Annotated in this window: 18 protein-coding genes and 1 other annotated feature; of the genes, 14 read left to right on the forward strand and 4 right to left on the reverse strand. The window is 41.2% G+C overall.

The annotated features are described in order from the left end of the window. Positions 1-33 precede the first annotated feature (33 nt). The 13 genes from LF817_RS17405 to motS all read left to right on the forward strand — a co-directional run bounded on the left by LF817_RS17405 (position 34) and on the right by motS (position 13,704). A complete protein-coding gene (locus LF817_RS17405) occupies positions 34-351 on the forward strand; it encodes a thioredoxin family protein (protein WP_253937087.1) in 318 nt (105 codons plus the stop codon). 132 nt (positions 352-483) lie between these two features. After that, complete coding sequence (locus LF817_RS17410) at positions 484-1,302, forward strand: DUF1444 domain-containing protein (protein ID WP_253937088.1); 819 nt, start codon at positions 484-486, stop codon at positions 1,300-1,302. A gap of 3 nt (positions 1,303-1,305) precedes the next feature. Then, entirely contained in the window at positions 1,306-1,911 is a 606-nt protein-coding gene (gene ytpR, locus LF817_RS17415) for a YtpR family tRNA-binding protein (protein ID WP_253937089.1), read from the forward strand. Positions 1,912-2,058: 147 nt separating this feature from the next. Next, entirely contained in the window at positions 2,059-4,575 is a 2,517-nt protein-coding gene (locus tag LF817_RS17420) for a DNA translocase FtsK (RefSeq protein WP_253937090.1), read from the forward strand. A gap of 102 nt (positions 4,576-4,677) precedes the next feature. Further along, on the forward strand, positions 4,678-5,790 hold the full coding sequence (locus LF817_RS17425) for a nicotinate phosphoribosyltransferase (RefSeq protein ID WP_253937091.1): 1,113 nt from the start codon (positions 4,678-4,680) through the stop codon (positions 5,788-5,790). Positions 5,791-5,997: 207 nt separating this feature from the next. Then, a complete protein-coding gene (gene murC, locus LF817_RS17430; RefSeq protein WP_253937092.1) occupies positions 5,998-7,290 on the forward strand; it encodes a UDP-N-acetylmuramate--L-alanine ligase in 1,293 nt (430 codons plus the stop codon). Positions 7,291-8,319: 1,029 nt separating this feature from the next. Then, positions 8,320-8,763 carry a DUF948 domain-containing protein gene (locus tag LF817_RS17435; protein WP_371925092.1) on the forward strand — a complete coding sequence of 148 codons (444 nt, stop codon included), beginning with the start codon at positions 8,320-8,322 and terminating at the stop codon, positions 8,761-8,763. Further along, complete coding sequence (locus LF817_RS17440; protein ID WP_253937093.1) at positions 8,760-9,191, forward strand: YtxH domain-containing protein; 432 nt, start codon at positions 8,760-8,762, stop codon at positions 9,189-9,191. Before LF817_RS17435 ends, LF817_RS17440 begins: the two co-directional genes overlap by 4 nt. Positions 9,192-9,249: 58 nt before the next feature. Then, positions 9,250-9,570 (forward strand): bacillithiol system redox-active protein YtxJ, encoded by a 321-nt coding sequence (ytxJ, locus tag LF817_RS17445; protein ID WP_253937094.1) that lies wholly within the window; start codon positions 9,250-9,252, stop codon positions 9,568-9,570. Between the two features lie 206 nt (positions 9,571-9,776). Further along, positions 9,777-10,835 (forward strand): bifunctional 3-deoxy-7-phosphoheptulonate synthase/chorismate mutase, encoded by a 1,059-nt coding sequence (locus LF817_RS17450; protein ID WP_253937095.1) that lies wholly within the window; start codon positions 9,777-9,779, stop codon positions 10,833-10,835. A 185-nt stretch (positions 10,836-11,020) separates the two neighbouring features. Then, on the forward strand, positions 11,021-12,022 hold the full coding sequence (ccpA, locus tag LF817_RS17455; protein ID WP_253937096.1) for a catabolite control protein A: 1,002 nt from the start codon (positions 11,021-11,023) through the stop codon (positions 12,020-12,022). Positions 12,023-12,071: 49 nt separating this feature from the next. Continuing rightward, the gene (motP, locus tag LF817_RS17460; RefSeq protein ID WP_253937097.1) at positions 12,072-12,905 is read left to right on the forward strand and encodes a flagellar motor protein MotP; all 834 of its coding nucleotides are present in this window, start codon (positions 12,072-12,074) and stop codon (positions 12,903-12,905) included. After that, positions 12,895-13,704 (forward strand): flagellar motor protein MotS, encoded by an 810-nt coding sequence (motS, locus tag LF817_RS17465; RefSeq protein ID WP_253937098.1) that lies wholly within the window; start codon positions 12,895-12,897, stop codon positions 13,702-13,704. The genes motP and motS overlap by 11 nt, the downstream gene beginning before the upstream one ends. Positions 13,705-13,738: 34 nt before the next feature. On the opposite strand, the gene LF817_RS17470 is transcribed toward motS, so the two are convergent. The 4 genes from LF817_RS17470 to LF817_RS17485 all read right to left on the reverse strand — a co-directional run bounded on the left by LF817_RS17470 (position 13,739) and on the right by LF817_RS17485 (position 19,649). Then, on the reverse strand, positions 13,739-14,914 hold the full coding sequence (locus LF817_RS17470) for an acetoin utilization protein AcuC (protein ID WP_253937099.1): 1,176 nt from the start codon (positions 14,912-14,914) through the stop codon (positions 13,739-13,741). Beyond that, a complete protein-coding gene (locus LF817_RS17475) occupies positions 14,911-15,558 on the reverse strand; it encodes an acetoin utilization AcuB family protein (protein WP_253937100.1) in 648 nt (215 codons plus the stop codon). The genes LF817_RS17470 and LF817_RS17475 overlap by 4 nt, the downstream gene beginning before the upstream one ends. A 2-nt stretch (positions 15,559-15,560) precedes the next feature. After that, complete coding sequence (locus tag LF817_RS17480; RefSeq protein WP_253937101.1) at positions 15,561-16,211, reverse strand: GNAT family N-acetyltransferase; 651 nt, start codon at positions 16,209-16,211, stop codon at positions 15,561-15,563. A 144-nt stretch (positions 16,212-16,355) separates the two neighbouring features. Continuing rightward, entirely contained in the window at positions 16,356-19,649 is a 3,294-nt protein-coding gene (locus tag LF817_RS17485; RefSeq protein WP_253937102.1) for a transglycosylase domain-containing protein, read from the reverse strand. Between the two features lie 121 nt (positions 19,650-19,770). Beyond that, positions 19,771-19,977, forward strand: a binding site (T-box leader). Positions 19,978-20,027: 50 nt separating this feature from the next. Between LF817_RS17485 and tyrS the strand changes: the two genes are divergently transcribed. After that, a complete protein-coding gene (gene tyrS / locus LF817_RS17490) occupies positions 20,028-21,299 on the forward strand; it encodes a tyrosine--tRNA ligase (protein ID WP_253937103.1) in 1,272 nt (423 codons plus the stop codon). The last annotated feature ends 232 nt before the right edge of the window (positions 21,300-21,531 follow it).

Below are 21,531 nucleotides of genomic sequence, written 5' to 3' on the forward strand. Positions count from 1 at the left end.
AGTTGTGCTAAAATAGCAGGCGGAGGTGGTTCCATGATTACTTTAGAGTCAGATGGCCAATTAAAAGAATTGATTAACGATAAGAAAACAGTGCTGCTATTTTCGGCACAATGGTGTCCGGATTGCAGGATTATTGAACCGATCCTTCCAGAAGTTGAAGGTGAATTCAGTGATTGGACATTTGTATATGTAGATCGCGATCAGTTCATTCACATATGTGCGGAAAATGATATATTCGGCATACCGAGTTTTCTGGCTTTCGACGAAGGTGAAGAAGTAGGTCGGTTTGTAAGTAAAGAAGCAAAAACACAAAAAGAAATAGAAGATTTTATGAATAGCATTAATTTGTAACAAGCTGTGGAACCACAGCTTGTTTTCTTGTTTCTAATATAAAACACCCTTACTTTTAGTTTCTGTCTTGAAGATGTGCTAAAATAGACAGCGGAATAAACTTCTTCCATTTATAAAGGAGGAACATCAGCAATGAAAATGACTAGTATCAAAATGAAAAAAATGCTTGAGGATCGTCTTCAAAACGATGAATGGAAAACAATCTTCAACCGTGATAAAGATACCTTCCGTATAGAATGGAAGGAATCAGGTAAAGGAATAACGATTACGCTTCCTAATGTAGTAGCTAAATATGAAAATCGCGGTGAACCTGCTTTGGACGAATTGGAGGATCACGTTCAGGAAGCGCTGCGCATTATGAACGAAACTCACCAATTGACTGGCAAAGAGAAAAACATCATCCCTGTCATTCGAGCCGGTTCCTTTCCTACTGAAACAGAGGATGGAAAAAAGCTTGTTCATACGGAGCATACTGCAGAAACAAGAGTTTATTACGCGTTAGATTTAGGTAAGTCTTATCAACTGATTGACGAAAAAATGGTTGAGAAAGAAAACTGGTCCATAGAACGTATGAAGGAAATTGCGAGTTTTAATGTGCGTTCTCTCCCTGTAGATATGAAGAAAGATACGGTATATGGCAACGATTTTTATTTCCACTCGACTCAAGATGGCTATGACGCCAGCCGAATATTAAACGAAGTACTTCTTGAAAAGCTTAAAGCTGAGTGTGAGGGGGAACTGGCGGTCAGTATTCCTCATCAAGATGTTATTATCTTTGCGGATATCAAAAACCCTGAAGGCTATGATATTTTAGCTCAAATGGCTATGAAGTTTTTTGCGGAGGGTACCGTGCCGGTCACTTCTTTATCCTTCTTGTATGAAGACAAAACGTTAGAACCTATATTTATACTTGCTCAGAAAAAACCAAAGGAAAAAGGAAAGGAAGATTAAGAAATGGACGTATTTTATAATCCTCAAGGTGTCGGCGACGTGCTTATCGTACCTGTAAAACAAGGCGGCCGTTTGACTACGACTTTTGAAAGGAAAGGCGATATTGTAAGAATTAGCGATCAACAAGACGGATCTATTCTTGGTTACAATATTTTTAATGCATCAGCTCACTTCCAGCTTGCAGAACATGGGAAGATCCAACTGACCGAAGACTTGTTGAACAAAGTGAAACGTTTATTCGAGGAAAATAACTTGGATGACTCTTTAAACTTTGACCTTACACCTAAATTCGTGGTCGGTTACGTCAAAGAGAAAGAGCAGCATGAAAATGCAGATAAACTGAGCGTTTGCCAGGTGGATGTTGGAGAAGAAACTTTACAAATCGTTTGTGGCGCCCCTAATATCGATAAAGGACAATATGTGGTCGTAGCAAAAGTTGGTGCCACAATGCCAAGCGGCATGAATATTAAAGACGCTGAATTGAGGGGAGTACCTTCAAGCGGGATGATTTGCTCTGCTAAAGAGCTGGGTCTGGACATTGCCTCTGAGAAGAAAGGGATTCTTGTTTTAGAAGGTAATCAAGAGCCTGGGAAGCCGTTTGAACTTTAGCTGATAGAAGCAAAGAGAACTTATGAACTAAGTCCTTTGCTTCTTTTTATTTATTTTAAATAGAATGTAAACCAATTATTCTGCCAAACCTGTTAAAATGGTATATAACAATACTTATATAGAGATAAAAGGAAAGTGTGAGAAAACATGTGGAATAATTTTAAGAATAAATTCAAAAATCTTTTTGACGATCAGGAAGAAACTTATTCAGACAACACGAAGAGTGTGTCCAGGGAGCAAGAGGCTAAAGAGTCCCATGCTAATACAAGAATGACTTATAAATATCCAAAGCAGGGGAATTTCCGTTTCCCTGTCATTCCAGACAGAATCACTCAGGAAGAACAAAGTGATTCGCAGGAGCATGAAACCAGGAGGGTAAAACGTGCTCAACCTATGGATGACGATGATCAATTCAAACCATCTTATCGCAGAAAAAGGAACAGGAGTTGGGATAAGGAAGAAGTGAATCATAAGAAAAAAGAGAAACCGGCCGTTTCTCCTGAACCATTTACGCCGTCGGATGTTCCTTCACCTGTATACGGCTATCATCCAAGAGCTAAGCCTGCTACTAACTTCGAGGAACTTGCAGAAATGAATGATAAGTCTACCCATACTTCAATTATGGAGCAGGCCAGATACGACGAAGAGCATTGGCAGAGAGTACGTCAGCGTGTATTGGGTAAAATTGAATCGAGCAAGCAAGTCGATAAAGAAAGTCAGCGTGAAGAAAACGAAGAAGCAAGTTCTAATTCACAAATGGAAAGCGAAAAAGAAACTTCTTTTGAAAAACACCCTTTCGCTAATGAAACAGCAGAAGAACTGTATGAAGAATCAGAGGATGTTACGTCTTTTTCTCAAAAAAAAGTTGAGCTAGAAGAGGGAAGAGGTGAAAGAGAACTGTCGGCTATGGAGGCGACTACCGAGGAGCATGTTGAAGATGTTGATGCTCACCCTACTGCGGAGGAAGAGAGAACTACAGAGAGTAATACAGCAGATGTTGTCCCGTTACCTGAGCCGGCGGAAGTTTCTACATCAGACCGAGAAAGTAAGACTGCAGTTGAACCTGTAAAAAGAAAAGAAAACAAACCTACCCGACCTTCAGGAGGGCGGAATTCGGAAAGGAAAAGTGTTCCGTTCAATGTGGTGATGACCCCCAGAGATAAGCGAACGCGCGATCAAAAAAAAACTCTAAATAAGGGTTCTGAAACTGAAAAAAGCAAAATCCATCAACAAGCTGAAGGAAAACGGCAAACTTATGCCACTCCTCTTCATTTGCTGAATGATAAGGCTAAACGATCGAGTGATGACGATCAATGGGTTCAAGAACAGATGGAGAGACTTGAAACTACCCTTCGTGAATTCCATGTGAAAGCAAAAGTAGTCCACGCCATGAAGGGACCGTCTGTAACCAGGTTTGAAGTCCAGCCTGAACCAGGCGTGAAGGTGAGTAAAATCACTAATTTGTCTGATGACATAAAACTGAGTATGGCTGCTCGCGATATTCGAATTGAGGCGCCTATTCCAGGGAAGCAGGCGGTAGGAATCGAAGTACCGAACCGTCACCCTGAAATGGTAGGTCTTCAGGAAATTTTTGAATCTGACAAGTTTACGAAGGAGTCCTCACCTCTTTCCGTGGGACTTGGACTTGATATCGGCGGAGATTCTGTCGTGACCAATTTGAAGAAAATGCCCCACGGGCTTATTGCAGGTGCAACGGGATCAGGTAAAAGTGTATGTATCAATACTATTCTTATTAGCATGCTTTATAAAGCTCATCATGATGATGTGAAATTCCTGCTTATTGATCCAAAAATGGTCGAACTCGCTCCTTATAACGGACTGCCGCACCTTGTATCTCCTGTGATTACAGATGTGAAAGCTGCTACCAGTGCGTTGAAGTGGGCTGTGAAAGAAATGGAAGAACGTTATGAGAAATTTGTAGCTGAAGGCGCAAGAGATGTTGAACGGTTCAATGAAAAAATGATTCAACAAGGAAGATCATCGGAAAAGCTCCCTTACCTCGTCATCGTCATTGATGAACTGGCCGATTTAATGATGGTTTCGCCGCAGGATGTGGAAGATGCCATATGCAGGATTGCTCAAAAGGCAAGAGCCTGTGGCATTCACTTGCTTCTTGCTACCCAGCGTCCATCAGTTGATGTAATTACAGGGCTAATTAAAGCGAACATTCCTACGCGTATTGCTTTTAGTGTATCTTCTCAAGTCGATTCTCGAACGATTATTGATACGGGCGGTGCAGAAAAACTCTTAGGAAAAGGCGATATGCTCTTTATCGAAAATGGTTCAGGGCAATCTGTGAGAATACAAGGAGCTTTCGTGTCGGATGAAGAAATTGAAAGAATTACAGGGTATGTCAAAAAAATAGCTCCGCCTAATTATTTGTTCGAACAGGAAGAGTTACTCCATCAAGTCTCAAGTGAGGAAGATACGGACGAACTTTTTGATGAAGCGGTCCACTTTGTCCTTGAGCATAACGGAGCAAGTGCTTCTTTACTTCAACGCCGTTTCAAAGTCGGATACAATCGAGCGGCCCGTTTAATCGATCAAATGGCTGACTACGGTATCATATCTGAATCAAAGGGCAGTAAACCTAGAGATATCCTATTAACGAAGCAGCAAGTTGATGAAATGATGGTGCGTTAAAGTAGAATAGAGTTAGGGCTTGTTAAATACTTCCCGATTCTATATGATAAACAAAGAATATATTAATGGGCGATTGAACCTAAATGTCTAAGGAGTTACGTCATGAAGGAAATAGAAAGAAAGTTAAATGGAGAAATATCTCGTTTAACGAATACCACTTTCAAATTTGATGAACGAGTAAAAGAAGGCTGGTTCTCAGCGGTTTATTTTTTAAAGACTAAAGAAATCGTTGAGAATCATTTAGAGGACAATATCGTTACCATGCAGTTTTTCCAGAAAGATCATGGAGTGCTGTGCGGTTCTGATGAAGCGATAGCTTTGATTCATGAGTTCTCGGACCATCCCGAGGAACTGGAGATTCATTCCCTTAAAGATGGAGATAAAATCGAACCTTACGAAACCGTATTGACTATAACTGGGCCGTACCAGTATTTCGGCTATTTAGAGGGAATCATAGATGGAATATTAGCTAGAAGGACTTCTGTGGCTACGAATGTGTATAATGTCGTTAAAGCTGCAAGGGCCTCTGGCAAGCAAAAGCCGATTATTTTTATGGGAGATCGTGACGACCACTTCACCCAGCAGGCTGGCGATGGTTACTCCGCTTTTATAGGAGGTTCTACGGCACAAGCTACTCAAGCTATGAACGAATGGTGGGGAAAACAGGGTATGGGAACGATGCCTCACGCCTTGATCCAAATGTTTAGGGGAGACGTAGTAGCTGCTTCCAAAGCGTATCAAAGCCAATATCCTAATGACAGCTTGATGGCACTGGTTGATTATAATAACGATGTGATCACAGACTCTTTAAAGGTAGCCAGGGAGTTCGGAGACGAATTAAAAGGCGTGCGGCTCGACACGTCTCGTAATCTTGTGGATAAATACTTTTTAAGAAACCAGCATTTGATGGGGACTTTTGATCCGAGAGGTGTAAATCCTGAACTAGTATTCGCTTTGCGACGTGCGCTGGATGAAGAAGGGTTTACACATGTAAAGATCGTAGTAAGTGGCGGATTTACAGAAGATCGGATACGTTCTTTTGAAAAGCTCGGTGTACCTGTAGACATGTACGGCGTAGGAGGGAGCCTTCTTAAGATCGGTATCGGATTTACTGGAGATAACGTGATCATGAATGGAGATCACGAGGCTAAGGAAGGACGACGTTATAAACCGAATCCTCGATTGGAAAAGGTACCTTATCTTAGTGGAAATTAAAGAATGTTATAGCAGAAGCTTGCTCTTTTTGGAATCTTTAAAGGGAGTAAGCTTCATGTCGTTTTGCGCTTTTTCTTGAGCGGAGAACATGGTAAAATTAATTATTGATTGACGAAACTATGAATATGTATAAGAAGCATTCGCATGCTAAGAATCAATACATATAATACTTAAAGTGTTCCACTTTATTTTGGAGGTTCGGTTTTTATGACAACTTACCATTTTGTTGGTATAAAAGGAACAGGAATGAGTGCTTTAGCACAAATATTGAATGATTCTGGAGAACGTGTGCAAGGTTCAGATATAGATAAATATTTCTTTACGCAGGCTGCTTTAGAGGCTCAGAACATCGAAGTGATGCCTTTTTCCGCCGCAAATATCCAGGAAGGTTTAACGGTCATCGCCGGTAATGCCTTCAAAGACGATCATGAGGAAATTGTTAAGGCGAAGGAATTGGGTCTGCCTTATTATCGTTATCATGAGTTCCTTGGTGAATGGTTGAAGCAATACACAAGTATTGCTGTAACAGGTGCTCACGGTAAAACTTCAACGACCGGCCTGCTTTCTCATGTTCTTAAGGAAAATTATCCTACATCCTATTTAATTGGGGACGGAACAGGCAGAGGAAATGAAAATAGTCAATATTTTGTGTTTGAAGCTTGCGAATACCGCAGACATTTCCTTGAGTATTATCCAGATTATGCAATCATGACAAATATTGACTTCGATCACCCTGATTATTTCACGAGCATAGAAGATGTATTCCAAGCGTTTCAGCAGATGGCAAAACAAGTGAAAAAAGGAATCATAGCTTGCGGTGATGATGAACATTTGCAGCATATTCAGGCGAATGTACCTGTCTTATATTATGGACTGGCTGATACGAATGATTTCCAGGCACAGAATATTACAGAAGATGAAAATGGCACTACCTTTGATGTGTTTGTGAGAAATACGTTTTACGCAACCTTCACTATTCCTCAGTTTGGAACCCATACTGTGTTGAATGCTTTAAGCGTAGTGGCTATTTGTCACTATGAGGAGATGACGATCGAACAGATCAGTAAATTATCATCTTTCTCTGGTGTGAAACGCCGCTTCACAGAAAAAAATTGGAAAAAACAAGTGTTAGTGGATGATTACGCTCATCACCCCATTGAAATTACAGCCACAATTGACTCTGCCAGAAAAAAATATCCAGGGCGTGAAGTCGTAGCTATTTTTCAACCGCACACTTATACGAGGACTAAAACTTTCTTGAAAGAGTTCGCTGAAAGTCTGAAGCTTGCTGATGCCGTTTACTTATGTGATATTTTCGGCTCTGCACGTGAAGATAGCGGAAAGCTTACGATAGAGAACCTTCAGGAACTTATTCCTCAGGCACAAATTTTGGACGTAGCTGAAACAGATCACCTTTCAGAGCATGAGGAAGGTATCATGTTGTTTATGGGTGCAGGTGATATACAGAAATTCCAGGATGCTTATGAAGAAATTAGCTGAGGAATAGCTGTTAAACGATTATAGTCTATGAAAAAGCGCGAGGATGTTTCCCGTGCTTTTTCTTTATTATTTCTAATAAACGTTGACTCAGTGTTCCAATAAAGTGTTATTCAACAATATGGCGGATAGTGGAAGACTTGATTTCGAGATATGTGGTGAGTGGATCAGGGCGGCGGGGAATGGCTCGCTTTCCGTAGGAGCGCGGTGAGCTTCCTCGGACGTCCCGTCCTGCGGGATCTCACCAAGCACTCTCTTCCCACAGGAGTCTTCACCATTCCCCGCCGCCCTTACTAAAGTTGTGCTTCTCGAAATCTTAAAGTTCAGTGGTATGGCTATAGCATTTTAGTTATAAAACCTGCACGTTAAGGTAGTTCTAAACATTTTTGCATACCACAGTCTCGCTGGTTATCACTCAAGAGTAATTATTTTTTAAAGTGGATCCGGATAAATTGATTCCGCTCTCCTCACAAAAGCAAGAAGGTCCGGGAAATTGCGAGACCCCTTTTGTAAAAGCGGAAGCGCTTCGTTCAACGGCGTATGGACTGGACTGAGCTGACGGAGATAAAGGAGACACGAAGAACGGAGTGATTCGATGTTGACTTATCGTACAGAAGTGAAGGAAGTCTCAATAGCCGCTAAGCGCTGGAGCTGGATAGTCCCCCATAAGATTTATGGACTGATTTAAGGCTCTAGACTAATTTACGTGTAAGAGCTGGGAGAACAGTACATGGTGAGATCCCACAGGGCGTTAGCCCGAGGAAGCTCACCATACGCCCATGGAAAGCGAGTGATTTCCCGGACCTTCAAGCACTATTATTAGTCACGGAAACGGCTCTAACATCTCGAGACTGAGTTTTCCACTAAAGAGAGCTTATGTGATAATTTACAAAATTTTTATATAGAGTTAAAAATAAAAAGGATTTCTTCTTTTCTTATCGAATATTAAATTTAATACCCAAATAAGTTTAGAATTTACTGTTTTGGGTAAATACTAATGTGGTAAATACATATGTGGAGGAGTGTATTACCATGGATATGGTTATCATCTTGTACGTTTCAGCTTTAATTGCGGCTCTTGCATTTGGTGTCTTAGTTATATTTCTTGCAAGAACGCTCGTGGCGGTCCGCCGCACAATGAATAATGTAGCCGATACTCTTGAAGGGGTGGAAAAGCAAATGGAGGGCATCACCCTGGAAACGACCGCATTACTAAATAAGACGAACAAATTAGCAGAAGATGTGAGTGTAAAGTCACAAAGTTTGAACCCTTTAGTAGACGGTGTGAAAGGAATCGGTGAAACTGTTCAAGAATTTAACCACTCCATACGCTCCATATCAAAAGGTTTAACTCGTTCTGCTCACAATCACACAGATTCAGCGGCTCAAGCCATGAAGTGGGGGCAGGTGGCGATTAACTTGTGGAAAAAAGCTAGGAAAGAAGACGTAAATCAAACAGGAGGTAAGGTATTATGAGTACAACTAATCAAGTAACTAAAGAAAACCAGGAGAACAGTACGGCAGGAAGAGATTTTGTTTTAGGTTCCCTTATTGGAGGTATCGTAGGTGCGGTAGTCGCTCTACTTGTTGCACCAAAATCAGGCCGTGAACTTAGAGGTAATATCAACGAAAGTTCAAGCGAGTGGAAAGCGCGCGCTGGAGAGTGGAAAGACCGCGCGGTTGAATCTTCTTCACAACTTTCTAAAAACGTCGGCGAAAAATCCCAAGAACTTGGTTCTAAGGTGAAAGAATCTACAAAAGGTATACAAGAAAAGGTTAAAAGCTATAAGAGCAATGAAGATGAAGAAGCTGAAAAAGCTGCCCAAGAAGTAGCCGAAGCAATTGAAGAGGCTGCTCAGGAGCTTGAAAAACAACAAAGCTCGACATCATCTTCCAATATTTAATCTTACGTCAGAGGCTTACGGGCCTCTGTTTTTTTAATATAAGTAAAGGAGCTGGAAAATGAGTATTTTAGTAAATAGCAAGGAAGAGTTTAATAAAGTGAATCAATCGGAAGATAGATTTTTTTTGCTGAAACATAGTCTCACGTGCCCGATTAGTGCCATGGCGAAAAAAGAGTTCGATCAGTTCAGTGAGCAAACCTCTGCTGTCTGTTATGTCCTTCATGTGCAAGAATCGAGAGAACTCAGTCATTTTATCGCTGAAGAGTTTAATGTACGCCATGAATCTCCTCAGGCTCTATATTTTGAAGACAAAGAAGTGAAATGGCATGACAGCCACAACCAAATAAAAACGGATGTATTAAAAGCCGTATCAAGTTAATAGCCGTTCATTTTTGAACGGCTGATCTCTTTTGAAGGGTAGAGCTGACATCCTGTCAAAGAAAGCTTTTATACTTTTTAAAAAATAAATCTCAATGAATATCCCTTAAAAGGGTGACAACTTCCATTATTTTAGCTATAATTGTCCCTAATTATCTTTGAATTATAAACATAATATTTTACACACATCTTTTAGGAGGACTAAATATGAGTAATCAACAATTAGACGAGCTGCGCGGTCAGCTTGAAGAGGTTAATTTGCAGCTTTTGAATTTAATCAATAAACGCGGTGAACTGGTAAAGGATATCGGTCAGATCAAGGAAAAGCAAGGGATGAATCGTTTTGACCCAGTTCGTGAGCGTGTCATGTTTGATCAGTTGACAGAGAAAAATGACGGGCCATTTGAGGACTCTACGATTACTTCTCTATTCAAGGAAATTTTCAAAGCAGGTCTTGAACTTCAAGAAGACGATCATAGAAAAGCATTGCTTGTATCCCGTAAGAAAAAGCCTGAAGATACGATCGTTGACATTAAAGGAGATCGTATCGGTGATGGCAACCCTCACTTTGTTATGGGACCTTGTGCGGTTGAGAGCTATGAGCAAGTATCTCAAGTAGCTGAAGCAGTTAAAAAACAGGGAATCAAGCTGCTTCGTGGAGGAGCCTTCAAACCGAGAACTTCACCTTACGACTTCCAGGGCCTTGGGTTAGAAGGCCTTAAGATATTAAAGGAAGCAGCGGATGAACATGACTTAGCAGTAGTGAGTGAGATAGTAAACCCTGCAGATATAGAAAAAGCTGTTGAGTATCTCGATGTTATTCAAATTGGTGCAAGAAATATGCAGAACTTTGAATTATTGAAAGCGGCAGGTTCTGTTAACAAACCCGTGCTTTTAAAGAGAGGACTTTCTGCCACGATTTCTGAATTCATCAACGCAGCAGAGTACATCATTTCAAGAGGTAACGAGAATATCATCCTGTGTGAAAGAGGAATCCGCACTTACGAAAAAGCGACTCGTAACACATTAGATATTTCAGCGGTCCCTATTCTTAAACAAGAAACTCACTTGCCTGTCCTTGTGGATGTAACACATTCTACGGGTAGAAGAGATTTACTGCTCCCGACAGCAAAAGCAGCATTAGCTGTAGGTGCAGATGGTGTAATGGCTGAAGTACATCCTGATCCAGCCGTAGCATTGTCCGATTCAGCTCAGCAAATGGATATCCCAACCTTTGAGAATTTCATGAAAGAGCTTAAGAAATAAGCATTTATTTCAAAGTCAGGCTATTAAATCAGCCTGACTTATTTTTTTGTTGAATGAAAATCCGTTATAATAGGTAAGGTATGCATATAGAAGTATAAATAGTCGAACATTGCGGAACGAGAATAACTATCGTATGATTATTTTATCAAATATGTAGTCTGTCAATCGACGAAGGAGGATGCAGTATGAATGTAACAATATATGATGTAGCAAGAGAAGCAAATGTTTCCATGGCCACTGTTTCTCGTGTAGTAAACGGAAACCCGAATGTAAAGCCTGCAACGAGAAAGAAAGTACACGAAGCCATAGAACGTCTGGGTTATCGCCCGAATGCAGTAGCGAGAGGGCTTGCTAGTAAAAAAACTACAACCGTAGGTGTGATAATACCTGATATCTCCAGTATATTCTTTGCTGAACTGGCTCGGGGAATTGAAGATATAGCCACTATGTACAATTACAATATTATTTTGAGTAATTCAGATCAGAATAAAGAAAAAGAGCTTCATTTGATTAATGCCATGCTTGGAAAACAAGTGGACGGCCTTGTTTTCATGGGAGGAAAGATAACGGAGGATCACACTCGTGAATTCAAGAATGCCTCAGTACCTTTGGCTTTGGCGGCAACTATCGATGAGTCAGGGGAAACGCCTTCTGTGAATATTGATTATGAAAAAGCTTCTTATGAAGTTACAGAACTTCTTCTTTCTCATGGCCATACCCGCATAGCTTTCGTGTCAGGGCCAGAGAATACGGAAATTAATTATCAAAAAGAGGAAGGATACAAAAAAGCTTTGCGTGATAAAGGCCTGAAAGTTGATGATAATTTGATTACAACAGGAGACTACTCCTATGATTCAGGACTAGAAGCATTTGAACAGCTGTGGAGTGCTAAAGAGAAACCTCAGTCCATATTTGTAGCTTCAGATGAAATGGCCCTGGGTGTTATCCATGGTGCTCAGGACCGTGGTTTAAACGTTCCAGAGGATGTCGAAGTATTTGGTTTTGATAATACCCGGCTGGCAACGATGATCCGTCCGACATTATCAACTGTGGTGCAGCCGATGTATGATATAGGAGCGGTAGCTATGAGGCTGCTGACGAAATTAATGGACAAAGAAGAAGTAGAGGAACAAAACGTGACATTACCTCACCGAATTGTCGAGAGGAACTCAACTCAAAGAAAATAGTGCCGATATAAATACTATCATGGTATTTATTAATCGGGGAGAGAGATAAATGAGGAAACGAGATCTATTGACTCCAATTGGTATAACTCTTGGGTTTATTATGGTAATGTTCGGAATCGTAGCTAACGCAGGAGTTGGGGGCGCGGTTTCATTTATAGATATAGCATCAATTTTTATCGTGATAGGCGGACTTATAGCTGCGCTGTTAGTCAACTTCAACTTTGCAGAATTGAAACTGAGCTTCAAAGTGATCAGAGAGGCCTTTAAGAGAAGTGATGCTAACCTAGTGCAGTTGATCCAATTGTTTGTCAAACTGTCTGAGAGAGCTCGTAGAGAAGGCCTGCTGGCATTGGAAGTTGAGATAGAAGAAGTAGATGACCCTTTTATTAAAAAAGGTGTACTGCTGGCAGTAGACGGTATAGAGCCGGAAGTTATTAATGAAATCATGTCTGCTGAAATTAATGCAATGGAAGAACGACATTATCGTGGGCGTTCTCTAGTAGAAAAGGCAGGGGAGTATGCACCTGCCTGGGGGATGATCGGAACTTTGATAGGATTGGTATTGATGCTCGAATCATTGACCGACCCCGAGACACTTGGTCCAAAGATGGCAGTAGCTTTGCTTACAACATTATACGGGACGCTGCTGGCTAACCTCGTATTCATTCCGATGGCCGGTAAACTTGCTAACAGAACGGATAAAGAAATTTTCTCAAAACAAGTCATAATCGAAGGCGTCATCGGAGTCCAATCTGGTCAGAATCCTAAGTTGTTAGAAGAAAAGCTGAGCGCTTTTTTATCTGAAAAAGATAAAATACAAGCCGCAAAGGAAAAAGAGAAAAACGAAGAAGAGCAGATGAAGGAAACAGCAAATGAAGCTTAGAAGAGGCCAGCCTAAAAATTCAAAGGGGTCTCCTAAGTGGATGACGACATACGCCGACATGATAACTTTAATATTAGTATTTTTCATATTATTGTTTTCGATGTCCCAAATCAACTTAGTTAAATTCGACGCGGTTGCAGAATCCTTTCGAAACCGTATGATCTTCGATTCTTATCCCTCCACAGTCGAAAATGACTACCCTACTGAACAAACAAAAATTCAGGAAAATGGAGAAGAAAGTAATGAATTTGAAGACCCAGCTGAAACACCTGATAATGTAGCAGCCGACGAAAATGAAGAAGAAGATGAGGAAATAAGTGACTCAGAATCAGAAGGTGATTTGGATGAGTTACTCAACGAGGTTGATGAATTTTTAGAAAATAATGAGCTTCAGGATATCATATCCGCTTCTCGAACAGATAAGGGAGTAGTGCTTGTTTTACAGGAACAGCTTCTCTTTGAAACCGGTGAAGCGACTATACTATCTTCAGGTGAGCCCTTTTTAAGTAAGGTGGGGCAGCTTTTAGGAAACGTACCTAACCATGTGGAAGTAGAAGGACATACAGATGATCGACCCATCTCTACCTTCCAATATCCTTCGAATTGGGAATTGTCAGCGGCTCGTGCAGGAAGCGTAATCAGATTTTTGACAAGCGATAATGAATCGCTTCAAGGCAGCAGGTTGTCAGCTGTAGCTTATGCTGATACAAGACCGGAAGTACCTAATGATTCTCCAGAAAACATGAGAGAGAATAGAAGAGTTGAAATTGTCATTTTAGACCCTGAATACTCTTCATAGATAAAGAAAGAGACTTCCAAAGAAGTCTCTTTCTTTATGAGTGTGTATCAAATTTTTGTTGATTGTGGATAAGTTTCATGCAGCTTTCAAGTACTTTTTTGTTCTTCTCGGTGATTTCCTGCCTCCTGGGGATAGCCTCATAGGCATCGTCTGGGTCGCTCCATTGCTTAGGCAGTTCAACAGGGGATTGAGCTTGCCAATTCTTTATCCAACCCTGTGGCAAGTCTCCTTGAAAAGGCACACCAGAAGACATTACATTCCAAATTTGTGCCCATGCTCTTGGGACTACCCTCCAAATATCATAGCCGCCTCCGCCTAAAGCGACCCATTTACCACCACAGTATTCATGAGCGAATTTATGAGAGATTTCAGGAATCTTTTCATAAATTTTCATAGTTGAACATAAATGGGTTAAGGGGTCTAAGAAATGAGCGTCAGCACCATTTTGTGTAATAATGATGTCAGGTTTGAAAAACTCCATAATTTGTTTGAAAGCGTATTCATATACTTCTAGAAAAGAGTCATCTTCTGTGAACGCATCGATCGGCAAGTTAAAAGAATATCCATAGCCTTCTTTCAGCCCTCGTTCGTTGACGTTACCTGTACCTGGGAACAAGTAGCGGCCCGTTTCATGTATTGAAAATGTGCAGACATTCGGGTCATCGTAAAAGGCCCATTGCACTCCGTCGCCATGATGAGCATCTGTATCGACATATAGTACTTTGTAATCCGTCTTTTCTCGTATATATTTAATGCCTACTGCTCCATCATTATAGATACAAAAGCCAGAGGCTTTTCTCTCGAAACCGTGATGAAGTCCTCCGCCCAGATTAAGAACGTGGTCAGTCTCGCCGTTTAAGACAGAGTCAATAGCTGTCAGCGTACTCCCTACTAAAAGAGAAGACGCTTCATGCATCCCTTCAAACATTGGTGTATCCTCAGTTCCTATTCCATATTCCAATCCTTCTTCTTCTGTTAAGCTTTCTCCGCCAGCTTTTTTTACGGCTTCTACATATTTACTGCTATGAAAGAGACATAGCTCCTCTTCTGTGGCAATTCTCGGTGTTAAAATGTGCTCATCTGATAAAGCATGTTCATTTTCAAGGAGATCTTTCGTCATGGCTACTCTCAGTTGGTTAAACGGATGATCGTCCTTGAACTTGTACTTCAATACATCATCCGAGAAAACGAATTTTGAACGGCAGCTCATGAAGTCATCCCCGGCATTTTCGGCCATAGCACTTCGTAGCCTGATTCTTTTAAATCCTTAATAGTAGGTAAAGGATTCATGGTTTGAATACGAATCACAATAATTTTATAATTCGCATCAGGTTTATAAGGGTAGATGAGCACAGAACTTATATTTACTTTTCTTTTTCCAAACACTTGCATAACCTGAGGTAACATTCCAGGTTTATTTAATACTTTGACTTCAATTTGAGAGCTTTGCACATGAGTTCCTGTTAGCTGTATCATAGTGTGCAGCATATCTTTTTCAGTTAAGATTCCAACTAGTTTATCGTTTCTCATAACCGGAACACATGCAATTTCTTGCTCGTAAAAAATTGAGGCTACTTCTTCTACGAAATCAAGGGGATGAACCGTGGTAACAGGTGTCGTCATGATGGAATGGATAGGACTTTTCAATTGTTCCGACTCGGAAGGCTCATCAAGAATTGATGGACTAGCATCACGAACGTCCCGATCTGAGACAATCCCAAGGACGCAATAGCTTTCATCCACAATCGGTATATGACGGATATGATGCTCGTGCAAGAGTTGAAGTGCCTTTATTATGGGGTCGTCAGGCGTCAATGTGTGGACTTCTGTTTTCATGACTTCTTCTACTAACATGGTTAAACCCCCCGGGCTTTACGATATTGGTTTCTTGTTAAAAAGCGTAGTTCATCAAACTTTTCAATGGAGGCTTCTGATACGTTAGAACCGATCCTAACCATCAAACAGTTTGCTGGATGAGAAATGATTTCTGGATCATCTGTGGGGGAAGGAGTAAGACCACCAGCGCCCATCATTTTTTCCATAACTTTACGATAATCCCATATACTCAGTTTGGTGCCTTTAAGGTCCCAGTGCCAATAGTATTCGGTAGAAATAATAATGTAATTTTCCATAAAGGGATCCAACATGGAAAGTTTCAGCAGTCTAGAGCCTACACGAAATCCTCGGAATTCTGGAGCAACTTCTATGGCTCCTAATTCAATTAGATCTTCCATTTTTCCTTCAGACCATCGTTCCATAGGGTCAGGGTGCAAATAAGTAACGTATCCTACGATTGTTTGCTCGTGGGTTGCTGCGATAATCCTTCCTTCGTCAAAGTCAGCTATACTTTGAAGCGCTTCAAATTGCTTAGCTGGAGGTCGGAATGCATTCAGTTTTTCATGAAAGCTATACTGAGCCAGTTCTTCTGAGGATAAAGGCCCCAGAACTTCCATAGGACCATATTCTGTGTCAAATGTTTGTTGATTAAAGGTTTTTACATGTTCCATTGCTTCACCACCTATTGAAAAGATGAGAACTTCGTATAGTCTTCATTATACATGAAGAGAATAGAATTTAAATTAACTAAGGAAAAAAACTCCAGTCTTAATTTGGACTGGAGTTTTCAAGGGATTTTTTCATTATTCTAGTGACTATTCTTCAGAGATGTTATCTTCAGAGCCTTCAGTAGAATCGTTTTCTTCATTATTTTCATCATCCTCTGATTCGTTACTATCGCTTTCATCACTGTTAGTGGAGGATGAATCTTCTTCATTCGACTCGTTTTCACTGTCAGACTCATCGCTGGATGAGTCTGAGTTATCTCCGGTTGAGTCAGATTCACTCTCGTCCTGATCGCTGGACGAATCTGAGTTACCTCCGGTTGAGTCAGATTCACTCTCGTCCTGATCGCTGGACGAATCTGAGTTACCTCCGGTTGAGTCAGATTCACTCTCGTCCTCATCGCTGGACGAATCTGAGTTATCTCCGGTTGAGTCAGATTCACTTCCGTCCTGATCGCTGGATGAATCTGAGTTATCTCCGGTTGAGTCAGATTCACTTCCGTCCTGATCGCTGGACGAACCTGAGTTATCTCCGCTCGAGTCAGATTCATTACTGGAGGAAACCGATCTTTCTGAATCATTATTCTCAGTTGCGCTGCTGTTACTGGACGTGCCAGGACTACTGACCTCCGTTGTAGAGGAGAGGCTGGAGGACTCTCCGAAATAATCTACAGCCCTGACAGCATATATGCCGTCTTGTCCTGAGAAGGAATAACTTGTACTTCTAGTACTACCCACTCTTGAAAAAGAACCTCCAGGTGAAGAAGCACGGTATACCCTGTAACCCACTACATCATCACTGGATGACTCTGACCAGCTGATTGATGAAGAGTCGGCTGACACAGATCCAGGCGGCGATGGACTTTCTCCATCGTTTTCTATTTCACTAGACGAAGTACTGGAATCGGAAGAAGGAAGGGAAACATCGTCCCACGCGTCTGAATTGGGTAGCAAATGTTCTAATTTTTCTTCCGTATCTAAATCATTTTCTTCGAGGAACTCGGGTTTAATGGTCACTCCCGAACCTTCCTCTACTATGAATTCGCTTGGCGTGTCATCACCGGCAGGATATTGTTTTCCTTTGATTTCAACAAAATCACCGCCATCAGTTAAGCTGTCATCTTCTTCAGAAGGTGCGAACTCGGAAATATAAAGGTCACTCTTTGTAATACCGACAGATTCACATAAGTCGGATGCTAAAAGGCCTGAAGTTGCGCAATAAGAGTTCGTCTCGATCCCATCTGGTTCTTCGAAATCATTCTCAGGTACCATAAGATCAGGGCGGATTTCAGAAACTGCATTGACTACTTCCGCCCATAGCCCGGTATTTCTGCTGCTGTAACCATTGCTATCCAATTGTTCTTCGAAATCATATCCCATCCACATGCTCATAGTTACGTTAGGATTAGTAGCTACGAACCAGGCATCTTTATACTCCTGGGAAGTACCGGTTTTGCCTGCCCAGTCGACATCAGGGTTTGTTAATTGACCTGATACACCGGCCGCAGTTCCGGAATCAAGAACATCTCTCATCATGTCCACCGTAAGATATGAGGCTTGTGGACTGAACACTTCTTCTTTTTCAGATTCGTGCTCGTAGAACGTTTCTCCATCTTTGGTTTCGATCTTTTCAATCATATACGCATCTACAAAATCCCCGTTGTTGCCAAACGTAGCATACGCGTTCGTATTTTCTTCGTTAGTCACATCAGAGGTGCCCAAAACGAATGAAGGGTTGGTATAATCATTTTCATTAAAGCTGGAGAATCCCATTTTGTCTAAATAATTTTCACCTGGGTTTTCATCTAAAATATCCATGTACGCTTCGACGGCTGGTATGTTATACGATTTTTTCAAAGCTTCTCTAGAAGAAGTGAAACCATTATAACCATCCCCGTAGTTTCTGAGTTTACCGCCGCCTGTGGATTCTGGGTATTCAAAAGGTACGTCAGCAAACACAGAGCCAGGGTGAATTTCACCCATATCGATACCAGGACCATAACCTGCCAAAGGCTTCATTGTACTACCCGGTGAACGTGAAGCCCGGGTGGCATGGTTTAATTGCTGCTCCTCGAAGTCTCGCCCGCCAATAAATCCAATAATTTTACCTGAGGTGTTTTCTATAAGCGTACTTCCGACTTGGACGGGAATTTCCATATCTACAAGTTCGCCTTCTGCATTCTCTACTGAAACAACTTTGTTTCTTCCATAATTATTATAATTATCTTTAACTTCCTGCATTACATCATAAACTTCTTTGTCGATGGTGGTATGGATTTTAAACCCACCCGAGCTGAGCTGACGATCAGCTAACGTACTGTATTCTTCGGCAAGTTCTTCATCTTCATTTAAATCAGAGAGGGAATCTCCGTTCTCTACAGCCAGCTGTTCCACTATGATTTCTTTAGCGCGCTTTTGCACTTCATCTGTTAAATATGGGTACTTGTCCCTTGACTTACTTTTCGGTTCTGTCAAACTCTCGGGCAAATCAAATTCCAGTGCTTCTTCATATTCCTCATCTGTTATATAATTAGCGTCATTCATACGTTTCAACACTTCATTCATCCGATCCAATCCTGGCTGGAGCTGTTCTTCAGATTTAGGTTCACCGTTATTAAGAAATGGAGTGTAGCTGTATGGATTTTGAGGAAGACCAGCTATAAAGGCTGCCTGAGGAATGGATAATTCATCAGCACTAACGCCGAAAATTCCTTCTGCTGCCGTCTCAGCACCTGCTATGTTATCTCCATTGGCATTTCGGCCGAATGGCACAATGTTTAAGTATGCTTCTAAGATTTCATCTTTTTCAAAAAAGCGTTCGACACGCATGGCAATAAGCATTTCTTTTGCTTTTCTTTCGAAGGACACCTCACTCGTGAGGATTTGATTTTTTACGATTTGCTGGGTAAGTGTACTTCCACCCGTCCGTGTCGAAGAATTGGTTGCTTCCTGTACCATCGCTCGAAGGACAGCTTTTGGTACGATTCCATCGTGATTATTGAAGTACTCATCTTCCGTAGCGATCACGGCTTCTTCCAAATTATCACTAATATCATCGAGGGAGGCCCCCTGCCGATATAAATCGGTTCGCACATTGCCAAGTAATTTTTCTTCTGAAAAATAAACCTGGGAAGTTTCTTCATAATTATAAATTTCCTCTTCCATATCCTCCTGAGATCTTGTGGGCTCATCTTTCACAAGGGAGGCAAAATATCCAGCCCCAACACCTCCGGCAAAAAACAAACCTACCACACCGATAATAATAAAGAATAAAATCACATTCCAAACTACATCATAGCCGATTCGAGTGGATCTTTGAATTTTCCCGGTCCGCCATAAAGCTTTCCAATCTATTTTTTTTCCATTATTCGGGCTGTTTGCCATTAAAAAACCTCCTAAATTACAGCCTATATTATAACATAATGCTCGTATAACGGACATGATTCGTTAAAAAATTAAGTTGCTTTTTTAAAAGGGTTATGATATTAATTGTATACAGTTTAATGAATGAGCGATGAAGGATTGCAGTAGAAAATTATTCCCTGGCAAAGAGAGCTGACGGATGGTGTGAGTCAGCATAAAATAATTTTCGAATTACGATCGGGAGCAATCTTCTGGTGTGAATCAGAAGACGGTTGTATAAACCGTTATCAAACAGAGTGGCACATAGTGTGCAACAAGGGTGGTACCGCGAAAAGACCTCGTCCCTTTATAGGGGAGAGGTCTTTTTTGCGTTGAGAAAATAGTAAGGAGTGAAGGAATTTGGATATTTTACAGGATTTAGAAAAAAGAGGGCTCGTCAACCAAATGACGGATGAAGAGGGGCTCCGCAAACATTTAATCGCACAACAGGTTACGCTATACTGTGGGTTTGATCCTACAGGGGACAGTCTGCATATAGGACATTTACTTCCTGTATTAACACTAAAACGGTTCCAACAAGCAGGTCATCGTCCCATTGCTTTAGTAGGTGGTGGTACAGGGATGATCGGCGACCCGAGTGGCCGATCAACAGAACGGCAGTTGAATTCTGCTGAAGTTGTTCTCGGTTACAGTGAAAAATTAAAAGGTCAATTAGCTGAAATTCTTAACTTTGATCAGGGTGAAAATTCCGCAGTAGCAAGGAACAACCATGAATGGTTATCCCAAATGACAGTAATCGACTTTTTAAGAGATACAGGCAAGCACTTCGGCATTAACTACATGCTTGCCAAGGATTCCGTCGAGTCAAGAATTGAGAGTGGAATCAGTTTCACTGAATTTACGTACATGATTCTTCAATCGTTGGATTTTCAAAAGCTGAATGAGAAGGAAAACTGCACTTTACAAATCGGCGGAAGTGATCAGTGGGGAAATATTACTGCTGGCCTCGAGCTTATCCGTCGCTCGGCAGCAGGAGAAAGAGAAGTTGAAGCTTACGGAATGACTATGCCTTTGATTACGAAGGCGGACGGTTCTAAATTCGGGAAAACCGCAGGAGGGGCTATCTGGCTAGATCGTGATAAAACGTCTCCATATGAGTTTTACCAATTCTGGATTAACACTGATGATCGCGATGTCATTCGCTTCTTGAATTTCTTCACGTTTCTTAGTCACGAAGAAATTGCCCAGCTTGAGGAGGAAGTAAAGAGTCAGCCAGAGAAACGTGTCGCGCAAAAACGATTGGCGGAAGAGATGACAAAGCTTGTTCATGATGAAGATGCTTTAAGACAAGCAGAAAAAATTTCTGCAGCTCTTTTCAGTGGGGATATTAAGGAATTGACCGGTGAGGAAATAGAACAAGGATTTAAAGATGTTCCTGCTTACCTCACGGAAGATAAAGAGCAGACACTTATCGATCTATTAGTGAATGCGGGTATTTCATCTTCAAAACGTCAGGCGAGGGAAGACATAAGCAATGGTGCTGTCTACATCAACGGGGAGCGAAACCAGGACTTAAAGCATCACCTTACTGATGAAGATCGAATTGAAGATAAATTCACAATCATCCGTCGTGGGAAAAAGAAATATTTTTTAATCCGTTACACTGTTTAATTTAATAAAACGATATGTATAGTTTCAAAAAAACAGTATAAATAATAAATAAAAACGCTTGGAATTTTCTTTCCAAGCGTTTTTGTTTGTTGAATGGTCTTTTAAACTAAAGCTCCCTTTAGTGGAAAACTCAGTTTCGAGACATAATGAGAATCTAGGAGCTCCGGGAAACGGATCGCTTTCCGGGGGGCGGGCGCTGAGCCTCCTCGAGCTTCGCTCTCCGGGGTCTCAC

Source organism: Halobacillus sp. A1 (genome assembly GCF_024189295.1).
In the GTDB taxonomy this organism is placed as follows: Bacteria; Bacillota; Bacilli; order Bacillales; family Halobacillaceae; genus Halobacillus_A.

What these genes read in the sequence shown, in the direction of transcription:
- ccpA (WP_253937096.1), top strand. Translation starts at nt 11,021, where the DNA reads ATGAATGTAACAATATATGATGTAGCAAGAGAAGCAAATGTTTCCATG.
- ytpR (WP_253937089.1), top strand. Translation starts at nt 1,306, where the DNA reads ATGGACGTATTTTATAATCCTCAAGGTGTCGGCGACGTGCTTATCGTA.
- LF817_RS17405 (WP_253937087.1), top strand. Translation starts at nt 34, where the DNA reads ATGATTACTTTAGAGTCAGATGGCCAATTAAAAGAATTGATTAACGAT.
- motP (WP_253937097.1), top strand. Translation starts at nt 12,072, where the DNA reads ATGAGGAAACGAGATCTATTGACTCCAATTGGTATAACTCTTGGGTTT.
- LF817_RS17410 (WP_253937088.1), top strand. Translation starts at nt 484, where the DNA reads ATGAAAATGACTAGTATCAAAATGAAAAAAATGCTTGAGGATCGTCTT.
- LF817_RS17475 (WP_253937100.1), bottom strand. Translation starts at nt 15,558, where the DNA reads ATGTTAGTAGAAGAAGTCATGAAAACAGAAGTCCACACATTGACGCCT.
- LF817_RS17420 (WP_253937090.1), top strand. Translation starts at nt 2,059, where the DNA reads ATGTGGAATAATTTTAAGAATAAATTCAAAAATCTTTTTGACGATCAG.
- LF817_RS17440 (WP_253937093.1), top strand. Translation starts at nt 8,760, where the DNA reads ATGAGTACAACTAATCAAGTAACTAAAGAAAACCAGGAGAACAGTACG.
- murC (WP_253937092.1), top strand. Translation starts at nt 5,998, where the DNA reads ATGACAACTTACCATTTTGTTGGTATAAAAGGAACAGGAATGAGTGCT.
- motS (WP_253937098.1), top strand. Translation starts at nt 12,895, where the DNA reads ATGAAGCTTAGAAGAGGCCAGCCTAAAAATTCAAAGGGGTCTCCTAAG.
- LF817_RS17425 (WP_253937091.1), top strand. Translation starts at nt 4,678, where the DNA reads ATGAAGGAAATAGAAAGAAAGTTAAATGGAGAAATATCTCGTTTAACG.
- LF817_RS17485 (WP_253937102.1), bottom strand. Translation starts at nt 19,649, where the DNA reads ATGGCAAACAGCCCGAATAATGGAAAAAAAATAGATTGGAAAGCTTTA.
- LF817_RS17450 (WP_253937095.1), top strand. Translation starts at nt 9,777, where the DNA reads ATGAGTAATCAACAATTAGACGAGCTGCGCGGTCAGCTTGAAGAGGTT.
- ytxJ (WP_253937094.1), top strand. Translation starts at nt 9,250, where the DNA reads ATGAGTATTTTAGTAAATAGCAAGGAAGAGTTTAATAAAGTGAATCAA.
- LF817_RS17435 (WP_371925092.1), top strand. Translation starts at nt 8,320, where the DNA reads ATGGATATGGTTATCATCTTGTACGTTTCAGCTTTAATTGCGGCTCTT.
- LF817_RS17470 (WP_253937099.1), bottom strand. Translation starts at nt 14,914, where the DNA reads ATGAGCTGCCGTTCAAAATTCGTTTTCTCGGATGATGTATTGAAGTAC.
- LF817_RS17480 (WP_253937101.1), bottom strand. Translation starts at nt 16,211, where the DNA reads ATGGAACATGTAAAAACCTTTAATCAACAAACATTTGACACAGAATAT.